The 22,969-nt window shown below is 69.3% G+C and carries 20 protein-coding genes; 14 read left to right on the top strand and 6 right to left on the bottom strand.

Annotation, left to right across the window (positions count from 1 at the left end; translation table 11 throughout):
- Positions 1-151: 151 nt before the first annotated feature.
- On the bottom strand, positions 152-3,307 hold the full coding sequence (gene ileS, locus ACJMK0_RS06440) for an isoleucine--tRNA ligase (RefSeq protein WP_405236620.1): 3,156 nt from the start codon (positions 3,305-3,307) through the stop codon (positions 152-154).
- A gap of 461 nt (positions 3,308-3,768) precedes the next feature.
- Between ileS and ACJMK0_RS06435 the strand changes: the two genes are divergently transcribed.
- Positions 3,769-4,728: an alpha/beta fold hydrolase gene (locus ACJMK0_RS06435; protein WP_405236618.1), complete on the top strand. Its 960-nt coding sequence runs from the start codon at positions 3,769-3,771 to the stop codon at positions 4,726-4,728.
- Positions 4,729-4,761: 33 nt separating this feature from the next.
- Here ACJMK0_RS06435 and ACJMK0_RS06430 read toward each other — a convergent pair whose 3' ends face one another.
- The 3 genes from ACJMK0_RS06430 to ACJMK0_RS06420 all read right to left on the bottom strand — a co-directional run bounded on the left by ACJMK0_RS06430 (position 4,762) and on the right by ACJMK0_RS06420 (position 6,901).
- Positions 4,762-5,697 carry an NADP-dependent oxidoreductase gene (locus tag ACJMK0_RS06430; RefSeq protein ID WP_405236616.1) on the bottom strand — a complete coding sequence of 312 codons (936 nt, stop codon included), beginning with the start codon at positions 5,695-5,697 and terminating at the stop codon, positions 4,762-4,764.
- Positions 5,698-5,732: 35 nt separating this feature from the next.
- Complete coding sequence (locus ACJMK0_RS06425) at positions 5,733-6,086, bottom strand: glycine zipper family protein (RefSeq protein ID WP_405236614.1); 354 nt, start codon at positions 6,084-6,086, stop codon at positions 5,733-5,735.
- A 98-nt stretch (positions 6,087-6,184) separates the two neighbouring features.
- Positions 6,185-6,901, bottom strand: coding sequence for a DsbA family oxidoreductase (locus ACJMK0_RS06420; protein ID WP_405236612.1), 717 nt, complete (start codon positions 6,899-6,901; stop codon positions 6,185-6,187).
- 165 nt (positions 6,902-7,066) lie between these two features.
- On the opposite strand from ACJMK0_RS06420, the gene ACJMK0_RS06415 reads away from it, so the two are divergent.
- Positions 7,067-7,849 (top strand): SDR family oxidoreductase, encoded by a 783-nt coding sequence (locus tag ACJMK0_RS06415; protein WP_405236611.1) that lies wholly within the window; start codon positions 7,067-7,069, stop codon positions 7,847-7,849.
- A 107-nt stretch (positions 7,850-7,956) separates the two neighbouring features.
- Here ACJMK0_RS06415 and groL read toward each other — a convergent pair whose 3' ends face one another.
- Together groL and groES are read right to left on the bottom strand one after the other, a co-directional pair.
- Positions 7,957-9,597 carry a chaperonin GroEL gene (gene groL / locus ACJMK0_RS06410; protein ID WP_405236609.1) on the bottom strand — a complete coding sequence of 547 codons (1,641 nt, stop codon included), beginning with the start codon at positions 9,595-9,597 and terminating at the stop codon, positions 7,957-7,959.
- 58 nt (positions 9,598-9,655) lie between these two features.
- Positions 9,656-9,946 carry a co-chaperone GroES gene (groES, locus tag ACJMK0_RS06405; RefSeq protein WP_405227387.1) on the bottom strand — a complete coding sequence of 97 codons (291 nt, stop codon included), beginning with the start codon at positions 9,944-9,946 and terminating at the stop codon, positions 9,656-9,658.
- 196 nt (positions 9,947-10,142) lie between these two features.
- On the opposite strand from groES, the gene cutA reads away from it, so the two are divergent.
- The 12 genes from cutA (at position 10,143) to purD (ending at position 22,965) form a co-directional block, all read left to right on the top strand.
- On the top strand, positions 10,143-10,505 hold the full coding sequence (gene cutA, locus ACJMK0_RS06400) for a divalent-cation tolerance protein CutA (protein WP_405236607.1): 363 nt from the start codon (positions 10,143-10,145) through the stop codon (positions 10,503-10,505).
- A gap of 94 nt (positions 10,506-10,599) precedes the next feature.
- On the top strand, positions 10,600-12,948 hold the full coding sequence (dsbD, locus tag ACJMK0_RS06395) for a protein-disulfide reductase DsbD (protein WP_405236605.1): 2,349 nt from the start codon (positions 10,600-10,602) through the stop codon (positions 12,946-12,948).
- A gap of 1 nt (position 12,949) precedes the next feature.
- Positions 12,950-13,564, top strand: coding sequence for a TlpA family protein disulfide reductase (locus tag ACJMK0_RS06390; protein ID WP_405236603.1), 615 nt, complete (start codon positions 12,950-12,952; stop codon positions 13,562-13,564).
- 143 nt (positions 13,565-13,707) lie between these two features.
- The gene (gene aroQ, locus ACJMK0_RS06385) at positions 13,708-14,151 is read left to right on the top strand and encodes a type II 3-dehydroquinate dehydratase (RefSeq protein WP_405236601.1); all 444 of its coding nucleotides are present in this window, start codon (positions 13,708-13,710) and stop codon (positions 14,149-14,151) included.
- A 14-nt stretch (positions 14,152-14,165) separates the two neighbouring features.
- A complete protein-coding gene (accB, locus tag ACJMK0_RS06380; protein WP_405236599.1) occupies positions 14,166-14,657 on the top strand; it encodes an acetyl-CoA carboxylase biotin carboxyl carrier protein in 492 nt (163 codons plus the stop codon).
- 7 nt (positions 14,658-14,664) lie between these two features.
- Positions 14,665-16,005, top strand: coding sequence for an acetyl-CoA carboxylase biotin carboxylase subunit (gene accC / locus ACJMK0_RS06375; protein ID WP_405236597.1), 1,341 nt, complete (start codon positions 14,665-14,667; stop codon positions 16,003-16,005).
- Positions 16,006-16,020: 15 nt separating this feature from the next.
- The gene (gene prmA, locus ACJMK0_RS06370) at positions 16,021-16,905 is read left to right on the top strand and encodes a 50S ribosomal protein L11 methyltransferase (RefSeq protein ID WP_405236595.1); all 885 of its coding nucleotides are present in this window, start codon (positions 16,021-16,023) and stop codon (positions 16,903-16,905) included.
- 4 nt (positions 16,906-16,909) lie between these two features.
- Positions 16,910-18,706: a DUF3426 domain-containing protein gene (locus tag ACJMK0_RS06365; RefSeq protein WP_405236593.1), complete on the top strand. Its 1,797-nt coding sequence runs from the start codon at positions 16,910-16,912 to the stop codon at positions 18,704-18,706.
- Between the two features lie 6 nt (positions 18,707-18,712).
- Positions 18,713-19,699, top strand: coding sequence for a tRNA dihydrouridine synthase DusB (gene dusB, locus ACJMK0_RS06360; RefSeq protein WP_405236592.1), 987 nt, complete (start codon positions 18,713-18,715; stop codon positions 19,697-19,699).
- Between the two features lie 79 nt (positions 19,700-19,778).
- A complete protein-coding gene (gene fis, locus ACJMK0_RS06355; RefSeq protein ID WP_405236591.1) occupies positions 19,779-20,057 on the top strand; it encodes a DNA-binding transcriptional regulator Fis in 279 nt (92 codons plus the stop codon).
- A 40-nt stretch (positions 20,058-20,097) separates the two neighbouring features.
- On the top strand, positions 20,098-21,645 hold the full coding sequence (gene purH, locus ACJMK0_RS06350) for a bifunctional phosphoribosylaminoimidazolecarboxamide formyltransferase/IMP cyclohydrolase (protein WP_405236590.1): 1,548 nt from the start codon (positions 20,098-20,100) through the stop codon (positions 21,643-21,645).
- Positions 21,646-21,660: 15 nt separating this feature from the next.
- Complete coding sequence (purD, locus tag ACJMK0_RS06345) at positions 21,661-22,965, top strand: phosphoribosylamine--glycine ligase (RefSeq protein WP_405236589.1); 1,305 nt, start codon at positions 21,661-21,663, stop codon at positions 22,963-22,965.
- Positions 22,966-22,969 lie beyond the last annotated feature (4 nt).

Genomic DNA, 22,969 nt, shown 5'->3' with positions numbered 1-22,969 from the left:
CGGCCCTCGGAGAGCTGACTGGGCGGAACCCGCGCGGCTTATTCTCGCTCTTGCCGGCTCGTGGCGGTGCCCCACGCCAACCAGTCACTTGGGACCTTTTCTTATAGCAAAATAGCGGAACGGCTTACAACTCCCCTTTGGGATGACGGTTTTATGAAGCCCCGTCGTCGCCGCTCACCCGCAGCGCGATACGCCATTCCTCGTCATCCAGCCGCTTCTCGGTGACCCAGGCGTCCTGCATGTCCGCCGGGGCCCACTCCACGGCCAGTGTCTCGTGCATGACGTAGTCCCGGTACTCCGCCAGCGCCTCCTCCACGCCCGGCGTGCCTGTGACCGAGAGCGCGATGCGGTCCGAGACCTCGAGGCCGGCCTGTTTGCGCGCGTCCTGCACGGTGCGCACGAGTTCCCGGGCCAGGCCCTCGCGCACGAGCGCATCGTCCAGCCGGGTATCCAGCGCCACCAGATAGCCGCCCTCCTCCGCACAGGCGAAGCCCTCGGCGGAGCTGGTCTCCACCAGCACGTCCTCCGGGCCGAACTCCAGGGTCTCGCCGCCGGCCTCGAGGCTGAAGTCCCGCCCGGCGGCGGCCGCGGCCGCGATGGCCGCACCGTCCGCCGCCGCCAGCGCCTCGCGGATGGCCGGCACCAGCTTGCCGTAGCGCTTGCCGATCCTCGGCAGGTTCGGCTTGATGCGGTACTCCACCAGCTCGGCATCCCGGGCGATGAACTCGAGCTCCTTCACGTTGAGCTCCTCCAGGATCTGCGCCCGGTGGCTTCCGGCCGCCTCCGCGGCCGCGTCGTCCGGCACCCGCAGCAGCAGCCGGCCCAGCGGCTGGCGGGTGCGGAAACCCGTCTGCGCGCGGGCGGCCCGGCCGAGGCCGACCACCTTCTGGACCACGTCGAACTCGAACAGCAGGTCCGGATCGCGCCACTCCGCCGGCAGCTCGGGCCAGGCCGTCATGTGCACGCTCTCCGGCGCCTCCGGATACACGTTGCGCACCAGATTCTGATAGACGTGCTCGGACAGGAACGGCGTGAACGGCGCCATCAGTCGGTGCACCGTATCCAGGCATTCGTACAGCGTCAGGTAGGCGGACTGCTTGTCGTCGCCCGCCGCCGACTTCCAGAACCGGCGCCGGTTGCGCCGCACGTACCAGTTGCTCAGCTGGTCGACGAACTCCTCGATGGCGACGCCGGCCGCGCGGGCGTCGTAGGCATCCAGCGACTCCCTCACCCGCCGCTCGGTGTCGGCCAGCAGCGCGAGCGCCCAGCGGTCGATCTCCGGCCGCGAGTCCAGCGGCACGTCGCGGGCAAGGTCCACTTCGTCCAGCCGTGCGTATAGCACGAAGAAGCCGTAGGTGTTCCAGAACGTGTTGACGAAGGAGCTCGCGACGTCGGCCACGATGTCCACCGAAATCCGCTTCTGCTGGTCCGGCGAGATGCGCGCCAGGAAGTACCAGCGCAGCGGATCGGCGCCCACCTTGTCGAACACGTCGTAGGGGTCGACGATGTTGCCCAGCGACTTCGACATCTTCTTGCCGTCCTCGTCCACGATGTGGCTGAGGCAGATCACGTTGCGGTAGGCGACGCTGTCCGAGACCATGGTGGCGATGGCGTGCAGGGTGTAGAACCAGCCCCGGGTCTGGTCGATGGCCTCGCAGATGAAGTCTGCCGGGAAGTGCGCCCGGAACGCCTCCACGTTCTCGAAAGGGTAGTGCCACTGGGCGTAGGACATGGCGCCGGAGTCGAACCAGCAGTCGATCACCTCGGGCACCCGGCTCCAGGTGGCGCCGTCGGCCTCGAAGGTGACGTCGTCCACTGCCGGGCGATGCAGGTCCAGCCCCTCGAGCCTGCGCCCGGTGAGCTCCTCCAGCTCGGCCAGCGAGCCGATGCAGCGATAGCGGCCCTCGCCGTCGGTCCAGACCGGCAGCGGCGTGCCCCAGAACCGTTCCCGGGACAGGGCCCAGTCCACGTTGTTCTCCAGCCAGTTGCCGAAGCGGCCGTCGCGGATGTTCTCCGGCACCCAGTTGATGGTGCGGTTCAGCGCCACCATGCGGTCGCGGAACTCGGACGTGCGGATGTACCAGGCATCCTTGGCGTAGTAGATGACCGGATCGCCGGTGCGCCAGCCGAAGGGGTAGTTGTGCACGTAGCTGGCCGCACGGAACATCCGGCCGCGCTCTTTCAACAGGTCGATCAGCACCGGATCGGCGTCCTTGAAGAACACGCCGGCCACCGGTTCCACCTCGGGCAGGAAGCAGCCGTCCAACCCGACGCCGTGCACGACCGGCAGCCCGTGCGCCTGCCCGAGCTCCAGGTCGTCCACGCCGTAGGCCGGGGCGATGTGCACGATGCCCGTGCCGTCCTCGGTGCTGACGAACTCGGCCGCCAGCACCCGGAAGGCGTCCACATCGTCATCCACGGACAGGTATTCGAAGAGCTGCTCGTAGTGCATGCCGGCCAGGTCGCGGCCCTTCACCCGGCGGATGACCTCCACCGGCTCGTCGCCGAACACCGCCGGCACCAGCGCCTCGGCCAGGATCAGCGTCTCCTCGCCATGGCCCACGTAGACGTAGTCCACGTCCTCGTGCACGGCCAGCGCCAGGTTCGACGGCAGCGTCCACGGCGTCGTGGTCCACACCAGAAAGTAGGTCTCCTCCTCGTCGGCCACGGCGAAGCGCACGTAGATGGAGGGGTCCTCCACCTCCTTGTAGCCGAGGGCGAGTTCGTGGGAGGACAGCGTGGCGCCGATGCGCGGGTCGTAGGGCACCACCTTGTAGCCGCGGTAGATCAGGCCCTGGTCCCAGATGCGCTTCAGCAGGTTCCACACCGACTCGATGTAGCTGTTGTCGAGGGTGTAGTAGGCCTCCTCCAGGTTCACCCAGAAGCCCATGCGCTCGGTCATCTTCTCCCAGTCGCCGATGTAGCGCATGACCGACTCGCGGCAACGGCGGGTGAACTCGTCGATGCCCACCTGGCGCTCGATCTCCTTCTTGTCGAAGATGCCGAGCTCCTTCTCCACCTCGTGCTCCACGGGCAGGCCGTGGGTATCCCAGCCCGCCTTGCGGGGGACGTGATAGCCGCGCATGGTGCGGTAGCGGGGGAAGGCGTCCTTGAACGTGCGCGCCAGCACGTGGTGGATGCCGGGCCGGCCGTTGGCCGTCGGCGGACCCTCGTTGAAGCTCCACTGGGGCCGGCCCCGGCTCGCCGCCAGCGTCTTGTCGAAGATGCGGTGCTCGCGCCAGAACGAGAGCACGTCGTCCTCGAGGGCCGGACCATCGTAGCGGCTGGCAACTTCTCTCAGCTTCATTTCATCCCGTCCAACGAAAAAACCCCGGGCGCCGTCAAGCGCCCGGGGCGATGTGATTCCTCATGCACCGCGGTACCACCCGGTTTCCGCCCGGCCCTCCCGGACCGGACCTCAAGGGGCCGCCACTGCTGTCACGGTCGTTGCCATTGTCGCAATCGTCCGTGGCGACCCGCGGCCGTGTATCGGCGGCCACCCGGTCGAGCCTACTCGGGAGCCGCAGCCACCGTTTCGGTCGACGGCTCCGGGGTGATGTTCACCACCCACCGGCCGCGAGGCTCCCACCGTCCCTCGCTCGCTCGAGACCGGCGCCGGGTAGCTACTGTCCCCATCGACGCCTCAGACGCGGAAGCTAGCGCCGGGCGGAGGAAAAGGCAAGCCCGCCGCCGTCCCGGTTCGCCGCGGCGGCGGCGCTCCGCTACGCTACCGTCACGGCAAGCGGTCCGAGCCTCTAGGAGCAGCAGGTGGCCAGCGACTTCCCGGCACCCCGATACATCGACACCAACGGCATCCGCATGGCGGTCCACGAGCAGGGCGAGGGCGAGGCCGTCGTGCTCTGTCACGGGTTCCCCGAACTCGCCTATTCGTGGCGCCTGCAGCTGCCCGCGCTCGCCGATGCAGGCTACCGGGCGATCGCGCCCGACCAGCGCGGTTACGGCGCCACCAACAAGCCCCGGGCCGTCGCCGATTACGACATCCATCACCTGACCGGCGACATGACCGGCCTGCTCGACGCCCTCGGCCTCGAGCGCGCCTGGTTCGTGGGCCACGACTGGGGCGCGCTCATGGTCTGGCAGATGGCGCTGCTGGCGCCGGAGCGCATGCGCGGCGTCGTCGCGGTGAACATCCCCTTCTACCCGCGGCCGCCGGTGGACCCGATGATCATGATGCGCAGGATGCTGGGACCGGATTTCTACATCGTTAACTTCCAGGACTCCGACGAGGCCGACCGGCGCTTCGCCGCCGAGCCGGAGCGCTACTTCCGCGCCATGATGCGGCGGCTTCCGGTCACCCGGCAGGCCTTCGAGCAGATCCCCGACGACAAGCGCCGGCCGTTCAGCATGCTGACCGCCATGGACGAGCCGCCGAGAGGCGAGGACCTGCTGGCGGAGGAGGAGCTGCAGGTCTTCGTCGATGCCTTCCGGCGCGGCGGCTTCACCGGTCCCATCAACTGGTACCGCAACTGGACGCGCAACTGGGAACTCACCGAGGGGGTCGAGCAGCGGGTGCGCATACCGGCGCTGTTCGTCGGCGCCGAGGACGACGTGCTGATCGCCCCCCACCACATCGAGGCCATGCGCGACTACGTGGACGACCTGGAGGTGCACATGATCGGCGACTGCGGCCACTGGACCCAGCAGGAGCGCCCGGAAGCCTTCAACGCCATCCTGCTCGACTGGCTGGCGCGACGGCGCGAGGGCTGAACGAGGGCGCCTGCCCGGCCACCTCGGGCGGACTCAGGGCTCGACGACCAGTTTGCCCCGCACGTGGCCCGAACGGCTCTCGGCCAGCGCATCCAGTGCCTCGGCCAGGCGGTAGCGCCGCGCGACGTGCACCCGCAGTTCTCCGCGGCTCATCATGGCAGCGAGCTCGGCGAGCTGGGCGCCCTCCGGCAGCACGGCGATCATCTCGGCCGAGACCTCGGCCTGGTCGGCCCAGTCCGGGTCCGGCACCTCGACGATGCTCACCAGGCGTCCGCCCGGCCGCAGCACGTTGAAGGAGCGGCGCAGCGTGTCGCCGCCGACGGTGTCGAACACCACGTCGACCGGCTCGACGGCATCCTCGAACGGGCCGGCGGTGTAGTCGACGAAACCGTCCGCGCCGAGTCCGCGGACGAAGTCCTCGTTGCGGGCCGAGGCGGTACCGATCACCGTCGCCCCGAGCGACCTGGCCAGCTGCACCCCCACGGAGCCGACCCCGCCCGCGGCCGCGTGGATCAGCACCCGCTCGCCCGCCGCCAGCCGGGCGGTCTCCACCAGCGCCTGCCAGGCGGTCTCGCCGGCCACCGGTACGGCCGCCGCCTCCGCATAGGAGAGCTCTTCCGGCTTGCGGGCAATCTCGGTGGGCATGGCAATGACGTACGGGGCATAGCAGCCGCAGCGCTCGAGCGAGACGTAGCCGAACACGGGCTCGCCGACGGCGAACGCATCCACGCCCTCGCCCACGGCGGCCACGTCCCCCGCCAGCTCGCAACCGAGCGTCAGCGGCGGCGTCAGGCCGAGGAACTCGCCGAAACCGTCGGCGATCTTCCAGTCCACCGGATTGACGCCGGCCGCACGCACCCGCACCAGCACCTCGCCGGGCCCGGGCACGGGCCGTTCCGTGGCGGCCAGACGCAGGCCGTCCTCGTCGCGGTAGCGCTCCAGGCGCACCGCCTGCATTTCCTCAGCCAAAAAAGAACTCCTTCCGAATGCGTCGGCGGCGTCGGTCAGTTGAGAACCCGGTACCCGCGCCCGCGCAGGCAGTTCCTGACGACGCGCTCCTTCTCACGCTGATTGTACAGCGCCGAGCGCGCGCCGCCGCCGATGGCACCGTAGCCGGCGCCGCGGTCCGCATCGCCGCTGATGGCCCCGGCCGCTGCCCCGACCACTGCGCCGGCGGCTGCCCCTTTCGCGGCGCCCTCGGCCACGCTTACCTCGTCGGCGTATTCGCGGCACTCACGCAGGTCGATCTCGTACTGCGCCATGTTGACCCCTTTCGTATCCACGATGGGATCCGGATGCGATGCGCATCCGGCCGAGAGCACGAAGGCCAGCGCGACGGCAGTGACAGTCATTCTCATGGGGTTATCCTCCGGCAGACCCGTCCGTAACGCCAACGCAGCGCAGCGGCAACGGTTGACCGCCCGCGCGCACCGCGGGTGCCCGCAAGCCCCGGGGCTCAGTGCAGCGTATCCGACACCGTCAGATCGCTGTCCTCGCCGAACATGGCACGGTCGAAAGCGCCGAGCAAGGTGGCCTCGCTCTGGGCGCCGATCACGAACAGGCGCTTGTTGATCATGTAGTCCGGCACGCCGGTCACGCCGGCCTTGCGAGCCTGCGCCTCCTCTGCCAGGACGATGCGGTCGATGCGCTCGTCGTCCAGGTACTGCGCGGCCGCCTCGGGCGTGAGGCCGGCTTCCCTGGCCAGCTCCACCAGCACGTCGTGCCGGCCGATGTCGCGGCCCTCGCCGAAGAACGCCCGGAACAGCCGGTCGGCGAGTTCGTTCTGGCGGCCCTCGATCTCGGCCAGCTTCATGAGACGGTGGGCCGCCCGGGTGTTGGGCACGCGGGCGATGCGGTCGAAGGCCAGCTCGAGGCCTTCGCCGGCTCCGAGACGGGTCAGCTGATCCAGGGCGGGCTGCAGTGCCTCGGGCTCGCCGAACTTGTCGCGCAGGTAGTCCTCCAGGGGCATGCCGCCGTCGGGCATGTCGGGGTTCAGCTGGAAGGGGTGCCAGGCGACCTGCACCGGGCCCAGCACGGAAGCGAGCGCCTCGTCCAGGCGATGCTTGCCGATGTAGCACCACGGGCAGACGAAGTCCGCGATGACGTCCACGCGCAGCGCGGCGGGCGCCTGCGTCTCGGTACGATTGACGAGCTCGAGGATGCTTTCCTTCATGTCACCGGGGCGCCGCGCGCCATTGCTCTCCACACTCCGCGGAACTTGGGGCAGCGGCTGCGCTTTTCAATGCCGGACAGCGCCCTGCCGCCGGGCATCCGCGCGGCCGGGCCACCCGAATACCCTTTGGAGTCCCAGACAGGCACGACGGTTCCCGGAGCCCCCATGACGGACATCCAGCTCGGCAGTTTCGACACTCCCATGAACGTGATGGTACAGGGTGCCAGCCGCGGCATCGGCGCGGCCTTCTGCGCCGCGCTGGCCGGCTCGCCATCGGTGGCTGCCGTGGTCGCGACGAGCCGGGATCCGGACGGCTCGGAGGCACTGGCCGCGGTCCGCCGGGACATCGGCGACCGTCTGGTCACCGTGCCGCTGGACCTGACCAGCGAGGCCAGCATCGAAACCGCGGCCCGCGCCGTCGCAGGACGCGTCGAGAGGCTCTCTCTCATCATCAACTGCGGGGGCCTGCTGCACGACGGCGCTCCGCTGCAGCCGGAACGCAGGCTGTCCGAGGTGACCCCGGAGGCGCTGCAGCGCAGTTTCGCCGTGAACGCCTGGGGACCGCTGCTGGTGGCAAAGCACTTCGCCGGCCTGCTGCCGCGGCGCGGGCGCGCGGTCTTCGCCAGCCTCTCCGCGCGGGTCGGCAGCATCGGCGACAATCGGCTCGGGGGCTGGTACGCCTACCGGGCCTCGAAGGCGGCCCAGAACATGTTCACGAAGAATCTGTCCATCGAGTTGCCCCGGCGCCATCGCGGCACTCTCGTCGTCGCGCTCCATCCCGGCACCGTCGATACGGGCCTGTCCGCCCCGTTCCAGTCGCGGGTGCCCGACGGGCAGTTGTTCGACCCGCCGCGGGCCGCCCGGCAGCTGCTGGCGGTCATCGACGGCCTCGGGAAGGAGGACAATGGCGGTTTCTTCGCCTGGGACGGCCAGCCTATCGTCTGGTGATCGTCTGTTGATCGCCTGTTGATTGGGCAAAAGAAAACCCCGCCCGGCAGAGCCGGACGGGGTCTTCGCCTCGATGAGGCTACCGGTCGGAACCGGGCGACGACTCGTTACATCATGCCGCCCATTCCGCCCATGCCGCCCATGTCGGGCATCGGCGGGTGGTCCTCGTCCTTCGGCGCGTCCGCCACCATCGCTTCGGTGGTCAGCAGCAGGCCGGAGACGGAAGCCGCGTTCTGCAGCGCCGAACGGCTCACCTTGGTCGGATCCAGGATGCCCAGCTCCACCATGTCGCCGAACTGGCCGGTGGCGGCGTCGTAACCGTAGTTACCCTTGCCCTCGGCGACGGCGTTCAGCACCACCGAGGCGTCGCCGCCGGCGTTGCTGACGATCTGGCGCAGCGGCTCTTCCAGCGCACGGCGCAGGATGTTGATGCCGGTGGTCTGATCCTGGTTCTTGCCCTCGAGCTTCTCGATGCCCTTGCGGGCCCGGATGAAGGCGACGCCACCGCCGGGCACCACGCCTTCCTCGACGGCGGCACGGGTGGCGTGCAGCGCGTCCTCGACGCGGGCCTTCTTCTCCTTCATCTCCACCTCGGTGGCAGCACCGACCTTGATCACGGCGACACCGCCGGAGAGCTTGGCGACGCGCTCCTGCAGCTTCTCGCGGTCGTAGTCCGAGGAAGACTCCTCGATCTCGGCACGGATCTGCTCGACGCGGCCCTCGATCTCCTGGGTGCGGCCCGCACCGTCGATGATCGTGGTGTTCTCCTTGGTGATCTGCACCTTCTTGGCCTCGCCGAGATCCTCCAGCGTGGCCTTCTCCAGGGACAGGCCGACCTCCTCGGAGATCACCTGGCCGCCGGTCAGGATGGCGATGTCCTGCAGCATGGCCTTGCGGCGGTCGCCGAAGCCGGGCGCCTTCACCGCAGCCACCTTCACGATGCCGCGGATGTTGTTCACCACCAGCGTGGCGAGGGCCTCGCCTTCGACGTCCTCGGAGACGATCAGCAGCGGGCGGCTGGACTTGGCGACGCTCTCGAGTACCGGCAGGAGATCGCGGATGTTCGAGATCTTCTTGTCGTACAGGAGAATGTACGGGTTATCCAGCTCGGCCGACTGGCTCTGCTGATTGTTGATGAAGTAAGGCGACAGGTAGCCGCGGTCGAACTGCATGCCTTCCACGACCTCGAGCTCGTTGGTCAGCGCCTGGCCTTCCTCGACCGTAATCACGCCTTCCTTGCCCACCTTCTTCATGGCCTCGGCGATGATCTCGCCGATCTCGGTGTCGGAGTTGGCAGAGATGGAACCCACCTGGGCGATGGCCTTGTCGTCCTCGCAGGGCTTGGACAGCTTGTGCAGCTCCTCGACCACGGCGGCAGAAGCCTGCTCGATGCCGCGCTTGAGATCCATCGGGTTCATGCCCGCGGCGACAGCCTTCAGGCCCTCGCGCAGGATGGCCTGCGCCAGCACGGTCGCCGTGGTGGTGCCGTCACCGGCCACGTCGGAGGTCTGGGAGGCGACTTCCTTGACCATCTGGGCGCCCATGTTCTCGAACTTGTTCTCGAGCTCGATCTCCTTGGCGACGGACACGCCGTCCTTCGTGACGGTGGGCGCGCCGAAGCTCTTGTCGAGCACGACGTTGCGGCCCTTCGGGCCCAGGGTCACCTTGACGGCGTTCGCCAGCACGTTCACGCCGGCCATCATCTTGTGGCGGGCGTCATCGCTGAAACGGACTTCTTTTGCAGACATTGTCTCTCTTCCTCTTTTCGTAAATTCAGTTGGTGTCTAACGATGATCGACGCGGGGCTCAGCCTTCGATGACCGCCATCACGTCGTCTTCCTTCATCACCAGGTAGTCCTCGCCTTCCACCTTGACCTCGGTGCCGCTGTACTTGCCGAACAGCACCTTGTCACCTGCCTTCAGGTCGAGAGCGCGGACTTCGCCGTTCTCGAGGATCTTGCCCTTGCCGACGGCGATGACTTCGCCCTTGATCGGCTTTTCGGCGGCCGTATCGGGAATCACGATCCCACCGGGGGTGGTGCGCTCTTCCTCCATGCGCTTGATAATCACGCGATCGTGAAGCGGACGAATCTGCATGGGTGCGTCTCCTTCTGGTAAACTGCTGTTTTTCCGATGAATTATGGAATTCTGGATGACTGCGCTGTTAGCACTCGCCATCAGTGAGTGCTAATGATAGTGCCGGCCAGCCAAATTTCAAGAGCCGCCGCGGCCGGCGGGGTCATGACAGGGGGGCCGCCGCCCGCTATCCTCGGCGCCGGCCAGGGAGACCGTTATGTCAAAGACGCTGCTCGTACTCTGCACCTGCCCCGACGAGGAGACCGCCCGCCGCATTGCTGCCGCGCTGGTCGCGGACAAGTGGGCCGCCTGCGTGAACATCGTCGGCCCCCTGCGCTCGGTCTTCAGCTGGGAGGGCGAGGTCTGCGACGAATCCGAGCTGCTGCTGATCGCGAAGACCACGGAGGCGGCCTGGCCGGGGCTGGAGGCGCGCGTCGTGGAGCTGCATCCCTATGACGTTCCGGAGGTCATCGCCACGCCGGTGACGGCAGGGTCCGCGGCCTACCTGGACTGGGTGGCCGCCTCGGTCTCGCCTCCTGCTGCCGATGCCGTGGACGATTCTGTGACGGAGAAGGAATAATCCCGCGTCCGGCGCGGTCACACTGTATGGCTGTCCGCCTGCGGGGCGTCCCGTCTGCGGGCCGTCCGAGGCAACGCCGGTAATGAGAGACAGCATGAGCCCGAACAGACATCCTCCCCGTCGTGCGGCCAGTGCGGCCGCCACCCCTGTCGCAGCCGTCCTGGCCATGGTCTGGATGGCGACGATGATCGGTATCGCCGCGGCCGCCTTCGCGCCGCCGGCCCATGCGGTCTCGCCGGAGGACCTGCTGCGCCCCGAGCAGGCATTCCGCTACCAGGTCGAGGACACCGGCGAGTCGCTGCTCGTCCGCTGGACCGTGGAACCCGGTTATTACCTGTACCGCCAGAAGCTCGGCATCGGCGCCGACAGCGACGACGTCCTGCTGGGCGAGCCCGCGCTGCCCACCGGCGAGATCCACGAGGACGAATACTTCGGGCGCCAGGAGATCTACCGGGGCGACTTCACCATGCAGGTGCCCTACGTCAACGAGGGCGCAGGCACCGTGACCCTCGAGCTCCGCTCCCAGGGCTGCGCCGACATCGGGCTGTGCTATCCGCCCCAGCGCTGGACCACCGAGGTGACGCTGGCGGGCGCGGCACCGGCCGCGTCGCCCACCGTCTCGCCCTTCGGCAGCGGCCGGCCCTCCGGCGGGCTGGCCGCCACCGGCGGCGGCGAGTTCCTGCCGCCGGACGTGGCATTCCGGCCGGTGGTGAGCGCGCTGGACCCGTACACCGTCGAACTGGCCTGGCAGATCGAGCCCGGCTATTACCTCTATCGCGACAAGCTGTCGGCCGCCGCCGTCAGCGACGGCGTGCAGCTCGGCGCCCTGCAGACGCCGGCGGGCAAGAAGAAGTTCGACGAGTACTTCGGCGAGACCGAGGTCTACTACGACGAGGTCGTCGCGCGGCTGCCGCTGAACCGGGCGAGCCGCGAGGGGCAGAGCCTGGTGCTCGAGCTGGGCTTCCAGGGCTGCGCCGAGGACGGAATCTGTTACCCGCCGCTCAAGCGCGAGGTGAACGTCTCCCTGCCGCCGGCCACCGCCGCCGACGCGCCGCGGCCGCCGGACGAGGCGACGGCAATCGCGGCCGCGCCCGTCTCCGAGCAGGACCGCCTGGCCACGCTGATCGGCGAGGGCAACCTGGCGGCGGTGCTGGCCACCTTCTTCGGCGCCGGCCTGCTGCTCGCACTGACACCCTGCGTGCTGCCGATGATCCCCATCCTCTCCGGCATCATCGCCGGCGAGGGCAAGGACGTGACACCGGCGCGCGGCTTCACGCTGTCGCTTTCCTATGTAATGGGCATGGCGCTCACCTACACCGTGGCCGGCGCGCTGTTCGCCGCTGCCGGACAGCAGGCGCAGGCGATCTTCCAGCAGACCTGGATACTGGTGACATTCGCGGGGCTGTTCGTGCTTCTGGCGGCGGGCATGTTCGGCGCATTCGACCTGCAGATGCCCTCGTCCATGCAGACCCGCGTGGCCGCAATCAGCGGCAAGCAGAAGAGCGGCACCATGGTGGGCGCCTTCGTCATGGGTGCGCTGTCCTCGCTGATCGTCACCGCCTGCGTGGCACCGCCGCTGGTGGCGGCACTCGCGGTCATCGGCCAGACGGGTGACGTCTTCCGGGGCGCGGCGGCCCTGTTCGCGCTGAGCCTCGGCATGGGCGCGCCGCTGCTCGCGGTGGGCGCCTCCGCCGGCAAGCTGATGGTGAAGGCCGGCCCCTGGATGGTGGCGGTGAAGAACGCCTTCGGCTTCGTGATGCTGGGGCTGGCCATCTGGATGCTGGACCGGGTGCTGCCCGGCGCCGTCACCCTGGCCCTGTGGGCCGTGCTCATCTTCATGGCCGGCGTATTCCTGGGCGCGCTGACGCCGCTGACGCCGGAATCGGGCGGAGCGCAGAAACTCGGCAAGGGCTTCGGCGTGCTGGCGATGTTCTACGGCGCCGTCCTCCTGCTCGGCGCGCTGTCGGGCGGCGACGACCCGCTGCAGCCCCTCGCCGGCACGCGCGTGGCGGCGGTGGGCGGCGGCGCGGCCGCGGCCCACGAGGAACTGGAATTCCGCCGCATCAAGACCGTGGCCGACCTGGAACTGGCGGTGGCCGAGGCGTCCACCCGCGGCCAGCCGGTGATGCTCGACTTCTACGCCGACTGGTGCGTGTCCTGCAAGGAGATGGAGAAGTACACCTTCAGCGACCCGCAGGTGCAGGCGGAACTCGACGGCGTCGTCCTGCTGCAGGCGGACGTGACCGCCAACGACGAGCAGGACCAGGCGTTGCTGAAGCACTTCCGCATCTTCGGGCCGCCCTCGATCATATTCTTCGGGCCGGACGGCGAGGAGCGCCGTCCCTACCAGGTGGTGGGCTTCATGCCCGCCGACGAGTTCGCCGCCCATGCGGCCCGGGCCGTCGCGCCGGCGCCCGCCGCCGTGACCGCACAGGCAGACTGATATGCCCCGTATCCTGATGATCCTCGTCCTGGCGGCGTCGGTTGCGGCCGGCATGTGGCTTTCCCGTGTGCTGCTGCCGCCCGAGAGTCCCGCCACCGCGCCCGTCGACCGGACCGCTGCCGAGATGCGGGCCAGCGCCGCGCAGGCGGAAACGGGCGACTTCAGCCTGCCTGACCTGGCCGGCCGCACCCGCACCCTCGCCGACTGGGACGGCAAGCTGCGGGTGATCAACTTCTGGGCCACCTGGTGCGCCCCCTGCCGGCGGGAGATCCCGCTGCTGAAAGACATCCAGGCCCGGCATGGCGAGGCGGGCATCCAGGTCATCGGCATCGCCATCGACGATGCCGAACCGGTGGCGGACTATGCGGCAGAGATGGAGTTCAACTACCCCGTGCTCATCGGCCAGGAGGACGCCATCGCCGCCGCGGAGAGCTTCGGCATCGATTTCCTCGGCCTGCCCTTCACGCTGATCGTCGCGCCGGACGGCGAACTCCTGAACGTGCATGTGGGCGAATTCAACGCCGACCAGGCCGAGACCATGGCGTCGGTGCTGCGGGAATTCCTCGACGGCACGCTGCCCGCCGACGCCGCCCGGCAGGCCCTCGCCGATATCTGATCCGCCGGCGGGACCCGCCCGCCGCACGCCGCCGCCCGGCGGCGCCCGAGCACGACCGCTGCCGGCAATTATTGTGCAATTGCCGGCTATGGGCGTTAAACTCGCCGCTAACTTCGCTGAAAAGGCCGTCTACTGGACTGATCATGCCGCGGCTGCTCCTCTTGAACGGGCCCAATCTGAACCTGCTGGGCAAACGGGAACCCACTGTCTACGGCGACGAGAGCCTGGCCGCGGTGGAGGAACGTCTGCGTAACCTGGCCGACGAGTTCGGCCACGAGCTGGACTGTTTTCAGAGCAACGCCGAGCACGAGCTCGTGGCCCGGGTGCAGGCCTGCGCCGACGACGGCACCCGCGCCCTGATCGTGAACCCGGGCGCCTATACCCACTCCAGTATCGCCCTGCGCGACGCCCTGCTGGCCGCCGGCCGGCCTTTCGTCGAAGTTCATCTCTCGAACGTGCACGCCCGCGAGGGCTTCCGGCACCACAGCTATTTCTCCGACGTGGCCGACGGCACGATCGTCGGACTGGGCGTCATCGGCTACGAACTCGCCCTGCTGGCACTGCACCGCAGGCTGACGGACTCATAAGAGAAGGCAAGCGCATGGATATAAGAAAGGTCAAGAAGCTCATCGAGCTGCTGGAGGAATCCGGCATCGCGGAGATCGAGATCACCGAGGGGGAAGAGGCGGTGCGCATCAGCCGCTACCCGGCCAATACCATGGTGGCCGCGCCGCAGATGGCTCACTACCCGATGCAGCAGGCGGCGCCCGCCAATCCGCCTCCGGAGCCCGCCGCTCCCGCCGGCGAGCCCGCCGGCGCGCCGCCCCGGGAGCCCGAGGAGGAGGGTCACGTGGTCACCTCGCCGATGGTGGGCACCTTCTACGCCGCGCCCGCCCCGGGGGCGAGCCCGTTCGTGCAGATCGGCGACCGGGTCAAGGCCGGCGACACGCTGTGCATCGTCGAGGCCATGAAGATGATGAACCCGATCGAGGCCGACGTGGACGGCGTGGTGAAATCGATCCGCGTCCAGAACGGCGAGCCGGTGGAATACGGGCAGATGCTGTTCGTGATCGACCAGCGCGGCGGCTCCTGAGCGGACCATGATCGAAAAGGTCGTTATCGCCAACCGCGGCGAGATCGCGCTCAGGATCCTGCGCGCCTGCCGCGAGATGGGCATCAAGACGGTCGCCGTGCACTCCACGGCCGACACCAATCTGAAACACGTGTTGCTGGCGGACGAGACCGTCTGCATCGGCCCGCCCTCCTCCGCAGAGAGCTACCTCGATATGCCGGCCATCATCAGCGCCGCCGAGGTCACCGACTCCGTGGCCGTGCATCCCGGCTACGGCTTCCTGTCGGAGAACGCGGACTTCGCCGAGCGGGTCGAGAAGAGCGGCTTCATCTTCGTCGGCCCGAAGGCCGAGAGCATCCGTCTGATGGGCGACAAGGTCTCGGCCATCCGCGCCATGAAGGAGGCGGGCGTGCCCTGCGTGCCGGGTTCCGACGGCCCCCTCGGCGAGGACGGCGACGAGAACCTGCGCCTCGGCCGCGAGATCGGCTACCCGGTGATCATCAAGGCGGCCGGCGGCGGCGGCGGCCGCGGCATGCGGGTGGTCCACAGCGAGGCCTCCCTGCTCGGCGCCATCAACGTGACCCGGGCCGAGGCCAAGGCGGCGTTCGGCAACGACCAGGTGTACATGGAGAAATTTCTGGAGCGACCGCGGCACATCGAGTTCCAGGTGCTGGCAGACGCCCACGGCAACGCCGTGCACCTCGGCGAGCGCGACTGCTCCATGCAGCGGCGCCACCAGAAGGTCATCGAGGAGGCGCCGGCGCCTGGCATCAGCGACGAGGAGCGCGAGCGGATGGGGGCGCGTTGCGTCCAGGCCTGCCAGGAGATCGGCTACCGCAACGCCGGCACCTTCGAGTTCCTCTACCAGGACGGCGAGTTCTACTTCATCGAGATGAATACCCGTCTGCAGGTGGAGCACCCGGTCACGGAGATGGTCACGGGCGTCGACATCGTGAAGGAGCAGCTGCGCATCGCCGCCGGCGAGAAGCTCCGCTTCACGCAAGCCGACATCCGCGTCACCGGGCATGCCATCGAGTGCCGCATCAACGCTGAGGACGCGAAGACCTTCATGCCCTCGCCCGGCATGGTCCAGCTGTGGCACTCGCCGGGTGGGCCCGGCATCCGCGTGGATAGCCATCTCTACAGCGGCTATCGCGTGCCCCCCTACTACGACTCGCTGATCGGCAAGCTGATCGCCTACGGCGAGAACCGGGAGTCGGCCATCGCCCGCATGCAGATCGCGCTGACGGAGATCGTGATCGAGGGCATCAAGACCAACGTGCCGCTGCACCAGGAGATCATGACCCACCAGGCCTTCAAGACCGGCGGCACGAATATTCACTACCTGGAGAAGCGCCTCGGTCTGTGAACCGGCGCCGGCGGGATGTCTTGGCGTCAGTTCACCATGGCTCTGGAAGGACTCGACGCGGCCCGGGTAGAGGAGGCGCTGGAGGACCTCGGTGCCGGCGCCGTCACCTACTCCGACGCCGGCGATTCGCCGGTGCTGGAGCCCGCGCCGGGCGAGACGCCGCTCTGGCCCGCCACCCTCGTCACCGCGTTGTTCGATGACACACTGGACGAGGATGCCCTGAGCGCCGGCCTGCGTGCCGCACTCGAACTCGACGAACTGCCGGCCTGGCGGGTGGAGACGCTGGCGGACCGCGCCTGGGAACGGGAGTGGCTGCGCGACTTCCACCCCATGCGCTTCGGGCAGCGCCTCTGGGTATGCCCGACCGGCAGCGTGGTGGAAGACCCGGACGCGGTGGTGCTGGACATGGACCCCGGCCTCGCATTCGGCACCGGCACTCACGCCACGACGGCCCTGTGCCTGGAATGGCTCGATGCGGCTCGCATCGCAGGGCGCCGCGTCCTCGATTACGGCTGCGGCTCGGGCATCCTCGCCATTGCCGCCCTGCTCCTTGGCGCCGGGGAGGCGACCGCCACCGACATCGACCCGCAGGCCCTCACGGCAACGCGGGCGAACGCGGCACGCAACGACGTCGCCGGGCGCCTCGGCGTCGCGGCACCGGACGAACTCGGCGACACGGCGTTCGACGTCGTACTGGCGAACATCCTCGCCGCTCCCCTGGCCGCGCTCGCACCGCGGCTGGCCGGACTGACCCGGGGCGGCGGCGAGATCGTGTTATCGGGTATCCTCGCGAGTCAGGCGGACGAGATCCGCGCCGCCTACGAGCCCTGGTTCGAGATCGCGCCGGCGGTGGCACGCGAGGACTGGATCATGATCAGCGGCAGGCGCCGGGAAGACTGACACCGTGTACACCCAATGCACCGAATGCCGGACCGTCTACCAGATCGGGCCGGAAGATCTGAAACGTGCCCACGGGCGGGTGCGCTGCGGCGCGTGCGGGACGGTGTTCGACGCGCTGGAAACCCTGTCCCACGAACCGCCGCAACCGGCCGAGCCGCCGGCACCCGAGCCGGAGTCGATCGAAGAGCCGGCGCCGGAGCTCGGCGCCGAGGCCGGGCCGGAACCGGAGCCGGAATCCGAACCGAAGCGGGAGCCGGAGCCGGAGACCGACACCGACACCGACACCGAGTCTGCAGGGAGTCCGGCGGAAGAAGCGGAATGGACGCCCGCGCCGGCAGAGGAGCCCGAAGAGCTGTGGCAAGTGGCGCCGGAAACCGGATCGGAATCGGAATTCCGGCCCGAAACGGGGCCCGAGGCCGAACCGGAACCCGAGGCCGAGGCCGAACCCGAGCACGAGCCCGAACCGGAAGGCGAACCCGAGCGCGAGCCCCAGCGCTTCGACGACGACACGCCCCTGGAGGAGATCCTGGCTTCCTTCGGCGGTGAACTTTCCGCGGAGACCGACGAGGAGGAAGGCGAGCAGCGGGACGAAGCCGCGGCGGCCGGCGCGCAGACGGACAGACCGACCGGGGAACCGGCAGAGCCGACTCTCCATAGCGGCGACGAGGCGGGAGAGACCGGCGATCTCGGCGACGAGGACGAGTGGCGCGCACTGCTCGCCGAACTCGAGCTGGACGAGACCGCCCTCGGCGCCGGGCTGGAGCATGAGACCGACGACGAGAACGGCGCACGGGCCGCCCAACCGCCGGAGGCGGAGGCGCCGTCCGAAGAGCTCACCCTCGTCGAAGAGCCGGCGGAGACCCGGCCCGAGGCGGCGGAGCCGACGGGGACGGTGGAGCCCGAAGCCGGGGAACCGCCGGCCGGGCAAGCCGTGCCGGAGACCGCGCCGGAAACGCCGGAACACGACCGGACAGACACAGCGGAGACGGAGACAGCGGAAGAGGAAAGCGAGCGTCCCGCTGCGGAGGACCGGGACGACCTCGCGGCATCCGCGGCCCTGTTCGACGAGATCGTGCAGAGCGGCGAGTTCGCGGCGATCCTCCGCCCCGACAGCGACGCCGTGGCGGCCGCCGTCGAGGAGCGCGGGCGGGAGGATCGCGAAGAGTCGCAGTCGGCCACGGAATCTCCCCGGGAACTCGAAAGCGAGACGGCCGGGGGCGCCGCCGGGGAACAGCCTGAGGAAATCGCCGAAGAGGAGATCATCGACCAGACGCTGCTCCCGCGCCGGCGCAGCCGGTCGCGGACACTGCTGTGGTCGGCGGCCGCCTTGCTGCTGGTCGCCGCACTCGGCGCCCAGGTCATCCACGGCCAGCGCGCCCAGTTGGCGACCCATCCGGAATTCGGGCCCCGCCTGCAGCAGATCTACGGCCTGTTCGGCGTCGAGGTGCAACCGCGCTGGGACATCGGCGCGCTGTGCGTCGAGTCGTCCGGCGGCGATGCCAGCGCGGACTCGCTGCAGATCACCAGCGTCATCGTGCACCAGGGCGACCGGCCTCAGCCCTATCCGCTGCTGCACGTCTCGCTGACGGACCGCTGGCAGAGCGTGATCGGCAGCCGCTCCGTCGAGGCCGGGGACTATCTGCCCGAAGGGGAGTTGCGCGACGTCCGCATGCATCCGGGCGAGCGCGTGCGCGCCCGAGCCCGCCTGTCGGATCCGGGTAGCGAGGCGGCGGGCTACGAGCTGCACGTCTGCTACCGGGGCGCCGAAGGCGACCTGCGCTGCTCCGGCGCCTGCCGCTAGACCGTTATGCGCATCGGCACCATCGACATCGCCTCGCCCGTGCTGCTCGCTCCCATGGCGGGCACCACCGACCTGCCGTTCCGCCGCCTCGCACGCCGGTTCGGGGCCGGCCTGGCCGCCACGGAGATGACCACCGCGGACACCTCCCTCTGGCGCTCGGAGAAATCACGGCACCGACTGCGCCTGGAGGGCGACCCCCGGCCGCGGGCGGTGCAGATCGCCGGCAGCGATCCGGAGCCCATGGCGGAGGCGGCCCGCGCGGTCGCCGATGCCGGCGCCGACATCATCGACATCAACATGGGCTGCCCGGCCAAGAAGGTCTGCCGCAAGCTCGCCGGCTCGGCGCTGCTGCAGGACGAGCGCCGGGTCGCCGACATCCTCGCCGCGGTCGTGTCCGCCGTCGACCTGCCCGTCACGCTGAAGACGCGCACCGGCTGGGATCCCGATAACCGCAACGGCGTGCGGGTGGCCAGGATCGCCGAGGACTGCGGTATCCGGGCGCTGGCCATCCACGGGCGCACCCGCGCCTGCCGCTTCGCCGGCAGCGCGGAATACGAGACCATCGCGCAGATCGTCGACGCCGTCTCCATACCGGTGATCGCCAACGGCGATATCGACAGTCCTGAAAAGGTACTCGAAGTTCTGCGCGTAACCGGCGCCGCCGCCGTGATGATCGGCCGCGCGGCACAGGGCCGTCCGTGGATATTCCGGGAAGTGCTGCACTATCTCCGTCACGGCACCGTGCCGGCGCCTGTGGACGCTGCCGAGCTCCGTGCTATCATCACCGCCCACCTGCACGACCTGCACCGTTTCTATGGGGAAGAGCGCGGTGTCCGGGTGGCACGCAAACACCTGTCCTGGTACAGCCGCCATCTGCCGGATGGCGATGAATACCGACGCCAGGTGGTGCGCGTTGAGAGCGCCAGGGAGCAGCTGCTCCTCACCGAGCGCTTTCTCGACAGCGCGGACCGGGCCGGTGTTCTGGCCGCCTGATCCCGCTGTTCAGCAACAACAGTCAACCGAAGCGCTGCGGCCGGCGGTCGTGGCGGCGATCTGCGGGGAACGAATCGACGTGGCTCAATCGACGAAAAAGAAGAAAAGAAAGCCGACGCTTGGCAACGACAAGTCCCTGAGCGACCACACCCAGGATGCCCTGAACCAGTATTTCGAGAGCCTGAACGGCTATCGGCCAGGGGATCTCTACGAGCTGGTGCTGAGCGAAGTGGAGAAGCCGCTGCTCAGGACGGTGCTCGAATACACCGGCGGCAACCAGAGCGAGGCCGCCTCGATCCTGGGCATCAACCGGGGCACCCTGCGCAAGAAACTGAAGGCGTACGCGTTGCTGCGCTGAGCGGCCGCCGGCGTCAGCACACACACCGGGAGCAGAGCCGATGACGCCACCCCGCCGCGCGCTGTTGAGCGTCTCCGACAAGACCGGGGTGGTGGAACTGGCGCGGGGGCTGGCCGGCAGCGGCTACCACCTGCTCTCCACGGGGGGCACCGCCCGCGCGCTGCGCGATGCCGGGCTGGAAGTCACCGACGTCTCGGCGGTGACCGGCTTCCCCGAGATCATGGACGGCCGGGTGAAGACCCTGCATCCGAAGATCCACGGCGGACTGCTGGGCCGCCGGGATACCGACGCGGCCGTCATGGCCGAGCACGGCATCGACGCCATCGACGTCCTCGCCGTCAACCTCTACCCCTTCGAGCAGACGGTCAGCGCGGCGGATGCGACCCTCGCCGATGCCATCGAGAACATCGACATCGGCGGCCCCGCCATGATCCGGGCGGCGGCCAAGAACCACCGCGACGTGCTCGTGCTGGTGGACCCTGCCGACTACGAGCCCGCACTCCGCGCGCTGGACGAGGGCCGCGCGGACGAGGCCATGCGCCTGCGCCTCGCAGCGAAGGCCTATACCCACACGGCCGGTTACGATGCGGCCATCTCCGCATGGCTCACCGAGGCGGCGGGCGAACGCCGGCTCGGCGAGCGTTTCGCCGCAGGCGGACGGCGCGTCGCCAGCCTGCGCTACGGCGAGAACCCGCATCAGCAGGCCGCCTTCTACGCCGACGCGGGCGATCTCCGCGGGACGCTGGCCGGCGCCGGGCAGATCCAGGGCAAGGCGCTTTCCTACAACAACATCGCCGATGCCGACGCTGCGCTGGAATGCGTGCGCCAGTTCGAGGGCCACGCATGCGTGATCGTCAAGCACGCCAACCCCTGCGGCGTGGCCGCCGCCGGGTCGCAGCTCGAGGCCTACGAGCGGGCCTACGCCACCGACCCCGTATCCGCCTTCGGCGGCATCATCGCCTTCAGCGAGCCGCTGCAGAAGAAAGTGGCCCGCGAGATCCTGGAGCGGCAATTCGTGGAGGTCATCGTGGCCCCCGCCCTGGCCGACGGCACCGCCGAGGTGCTGGCCGCGAAGAAGAACGTGCGCGTTCTCGTCACGGGCGAGACGCGTCCCGCGCGCCCGGCCGTCGAACTGAAGAAGGTCTCCGGCGGGCTGCTGGTGCAGGACCGGGACGATGGCCGCATCGAGGCCGGTGATCTGCGCGTGGTGACCCGCCGCGAACCCTCGGCCGGCGAGATCGCCGACCTGATGTTCGCCTGGCGGGTTGCCAAGTACGTCAAGTCCAACGCGATTGTCTTTGCCCGCGGCGGCGCTACCATCGGCGTCGGCGCCGGCCAGATGAGTCGGGTCTACTCCACGCGCATCGCCGCCATCAAGGCGGCCGATGCCGGGCTTTCCACGAAGGACGCCGCCATGGCGTCCGACGCTTTCTTTCCCTTCCGCGACGGCATCGACTCGGCAGCCGAGCACGGCGTGCGGGCCGTGATCCAGCCCGGCGGTTCGGTGCGCGACGAGGAGGTCATCGCCGCGGCCGACGAGCACGACATCGCGATGGTGTTCACCGGCATGCGGCACTTCCGTCACTGAGCCGGAGGAGTTGCCTTGAAGATACTCATCGTGGGCGGCGGCGGGCGCGAGCACGCGCTGGCCTGGAAATGCGCCGCCTCGCCGAGGGTGGACGACGTCGTCGTCGCGCCGGGTAACGCAGGCACCGCGCTCGAACCCGGCGTCCGCAACGCCGCGGTGGCAGGGGACGACGTGGAAGGCCTGCTGGCGCTGGCCCGCCGGGAGCGCGTCGATCTCACCATCGTCGGCCCGGAGGTGCCGCTGGTCGCGGGTCTCGTCGACCGCTTCGCGGAGGCCGGGCTGCGCTGCTTCGGCCCCCGCGCGGAAGCCGCGAAGCTCGAAGGCTCCAAGGCCTACACGAAGGACTTCCTGGCACGCCACCGCATCCCTACGGCCGTCTACGGGAGCTTCACCGAACTGGCGCCGGCGCTCGACTACATTCGCGAGCAGGGCGCGCCGCTGGTGGTGAAGGCGGACGGTCTCGCCGCCGGCAAGGGCGTGGTGGTGGCCCATACCGTCGCGGCCGCGGAGGAGGCAGCGCGGGACATGCTCCAGGCCGGCGCGTTCGGCGGTGCCGGTCGGCGCATCGTCGTGGAGGAGTTCCTGCAGGGCGAAGAGGCGAGCTTCATCGTCATCACCGACGGGCGCCACATCCTGCCGCTGGCCACCTCCCAGGATCACAAGGCCCGGGACGAGGGCGACACCGGCCCGAACACCGGCGGCATGGGTGCCTACTCCCCCGCGCCGGTGGTCACGCCCGCGATAGAACGACGCATCATGGACGAGGTGATCCGGCCCACCATCGACGGTCTGGCGGCGGACGGCGTCGACTACCTGGGGTTCCTCTATGCCGGGCTGATGATCGACGAGACCGGCGCGCCGCGGGTGCTCGAATTCAACTGCCGCTTCGGCGACCCGGAGACCCAGCCCATCATGGTGCGGCTGCAGAGCGACCTGGTCGAACTGTGCGAGGCCGCGCTGGAAGGCCGCCTGGCCGACGCGAAGGCCGAGTGGGATCCCCGCGCCTCGCTGGGCGTGGTGATGGCCGCGGGCGGCTACCCGGAGGACTATCCCAAAGGCGATGCCATCGAGGGCCTGGACCGCGCCGCGGCCCTGGACGGCGTCAAGGTCTTCCATGCCGGCACGCGCATGGACGGTGACCGGGTGGTGACCGCGGGCGGGCGCGTGCTCTGCGTCGTGGGGCTGGGCGACAGCGTCACGGCGGCACGGGACTCGGCCTATCGGGGCGTCGATTGCATCCGCTGGCACGGCTCCTGTTTCCGCCGGGACATCGGCCACCGCGCCATCGCCCGCGAGACCGCTGCGGCGGCCGGCGGTTAAGACC

This window comes from Lentisalinibacter orientalis (assembly GCF_040706535.1).
GTDB lineage: Bacteria > Pseudomonadota > Gammaproteobacteria > Steroidobacterales > Woeseiaceae > Lentisalinibacter > Lentisalinibacter orientalis.
This window is presented reverse-complemented; position numbering and strand designations above follow the sequence as displayed.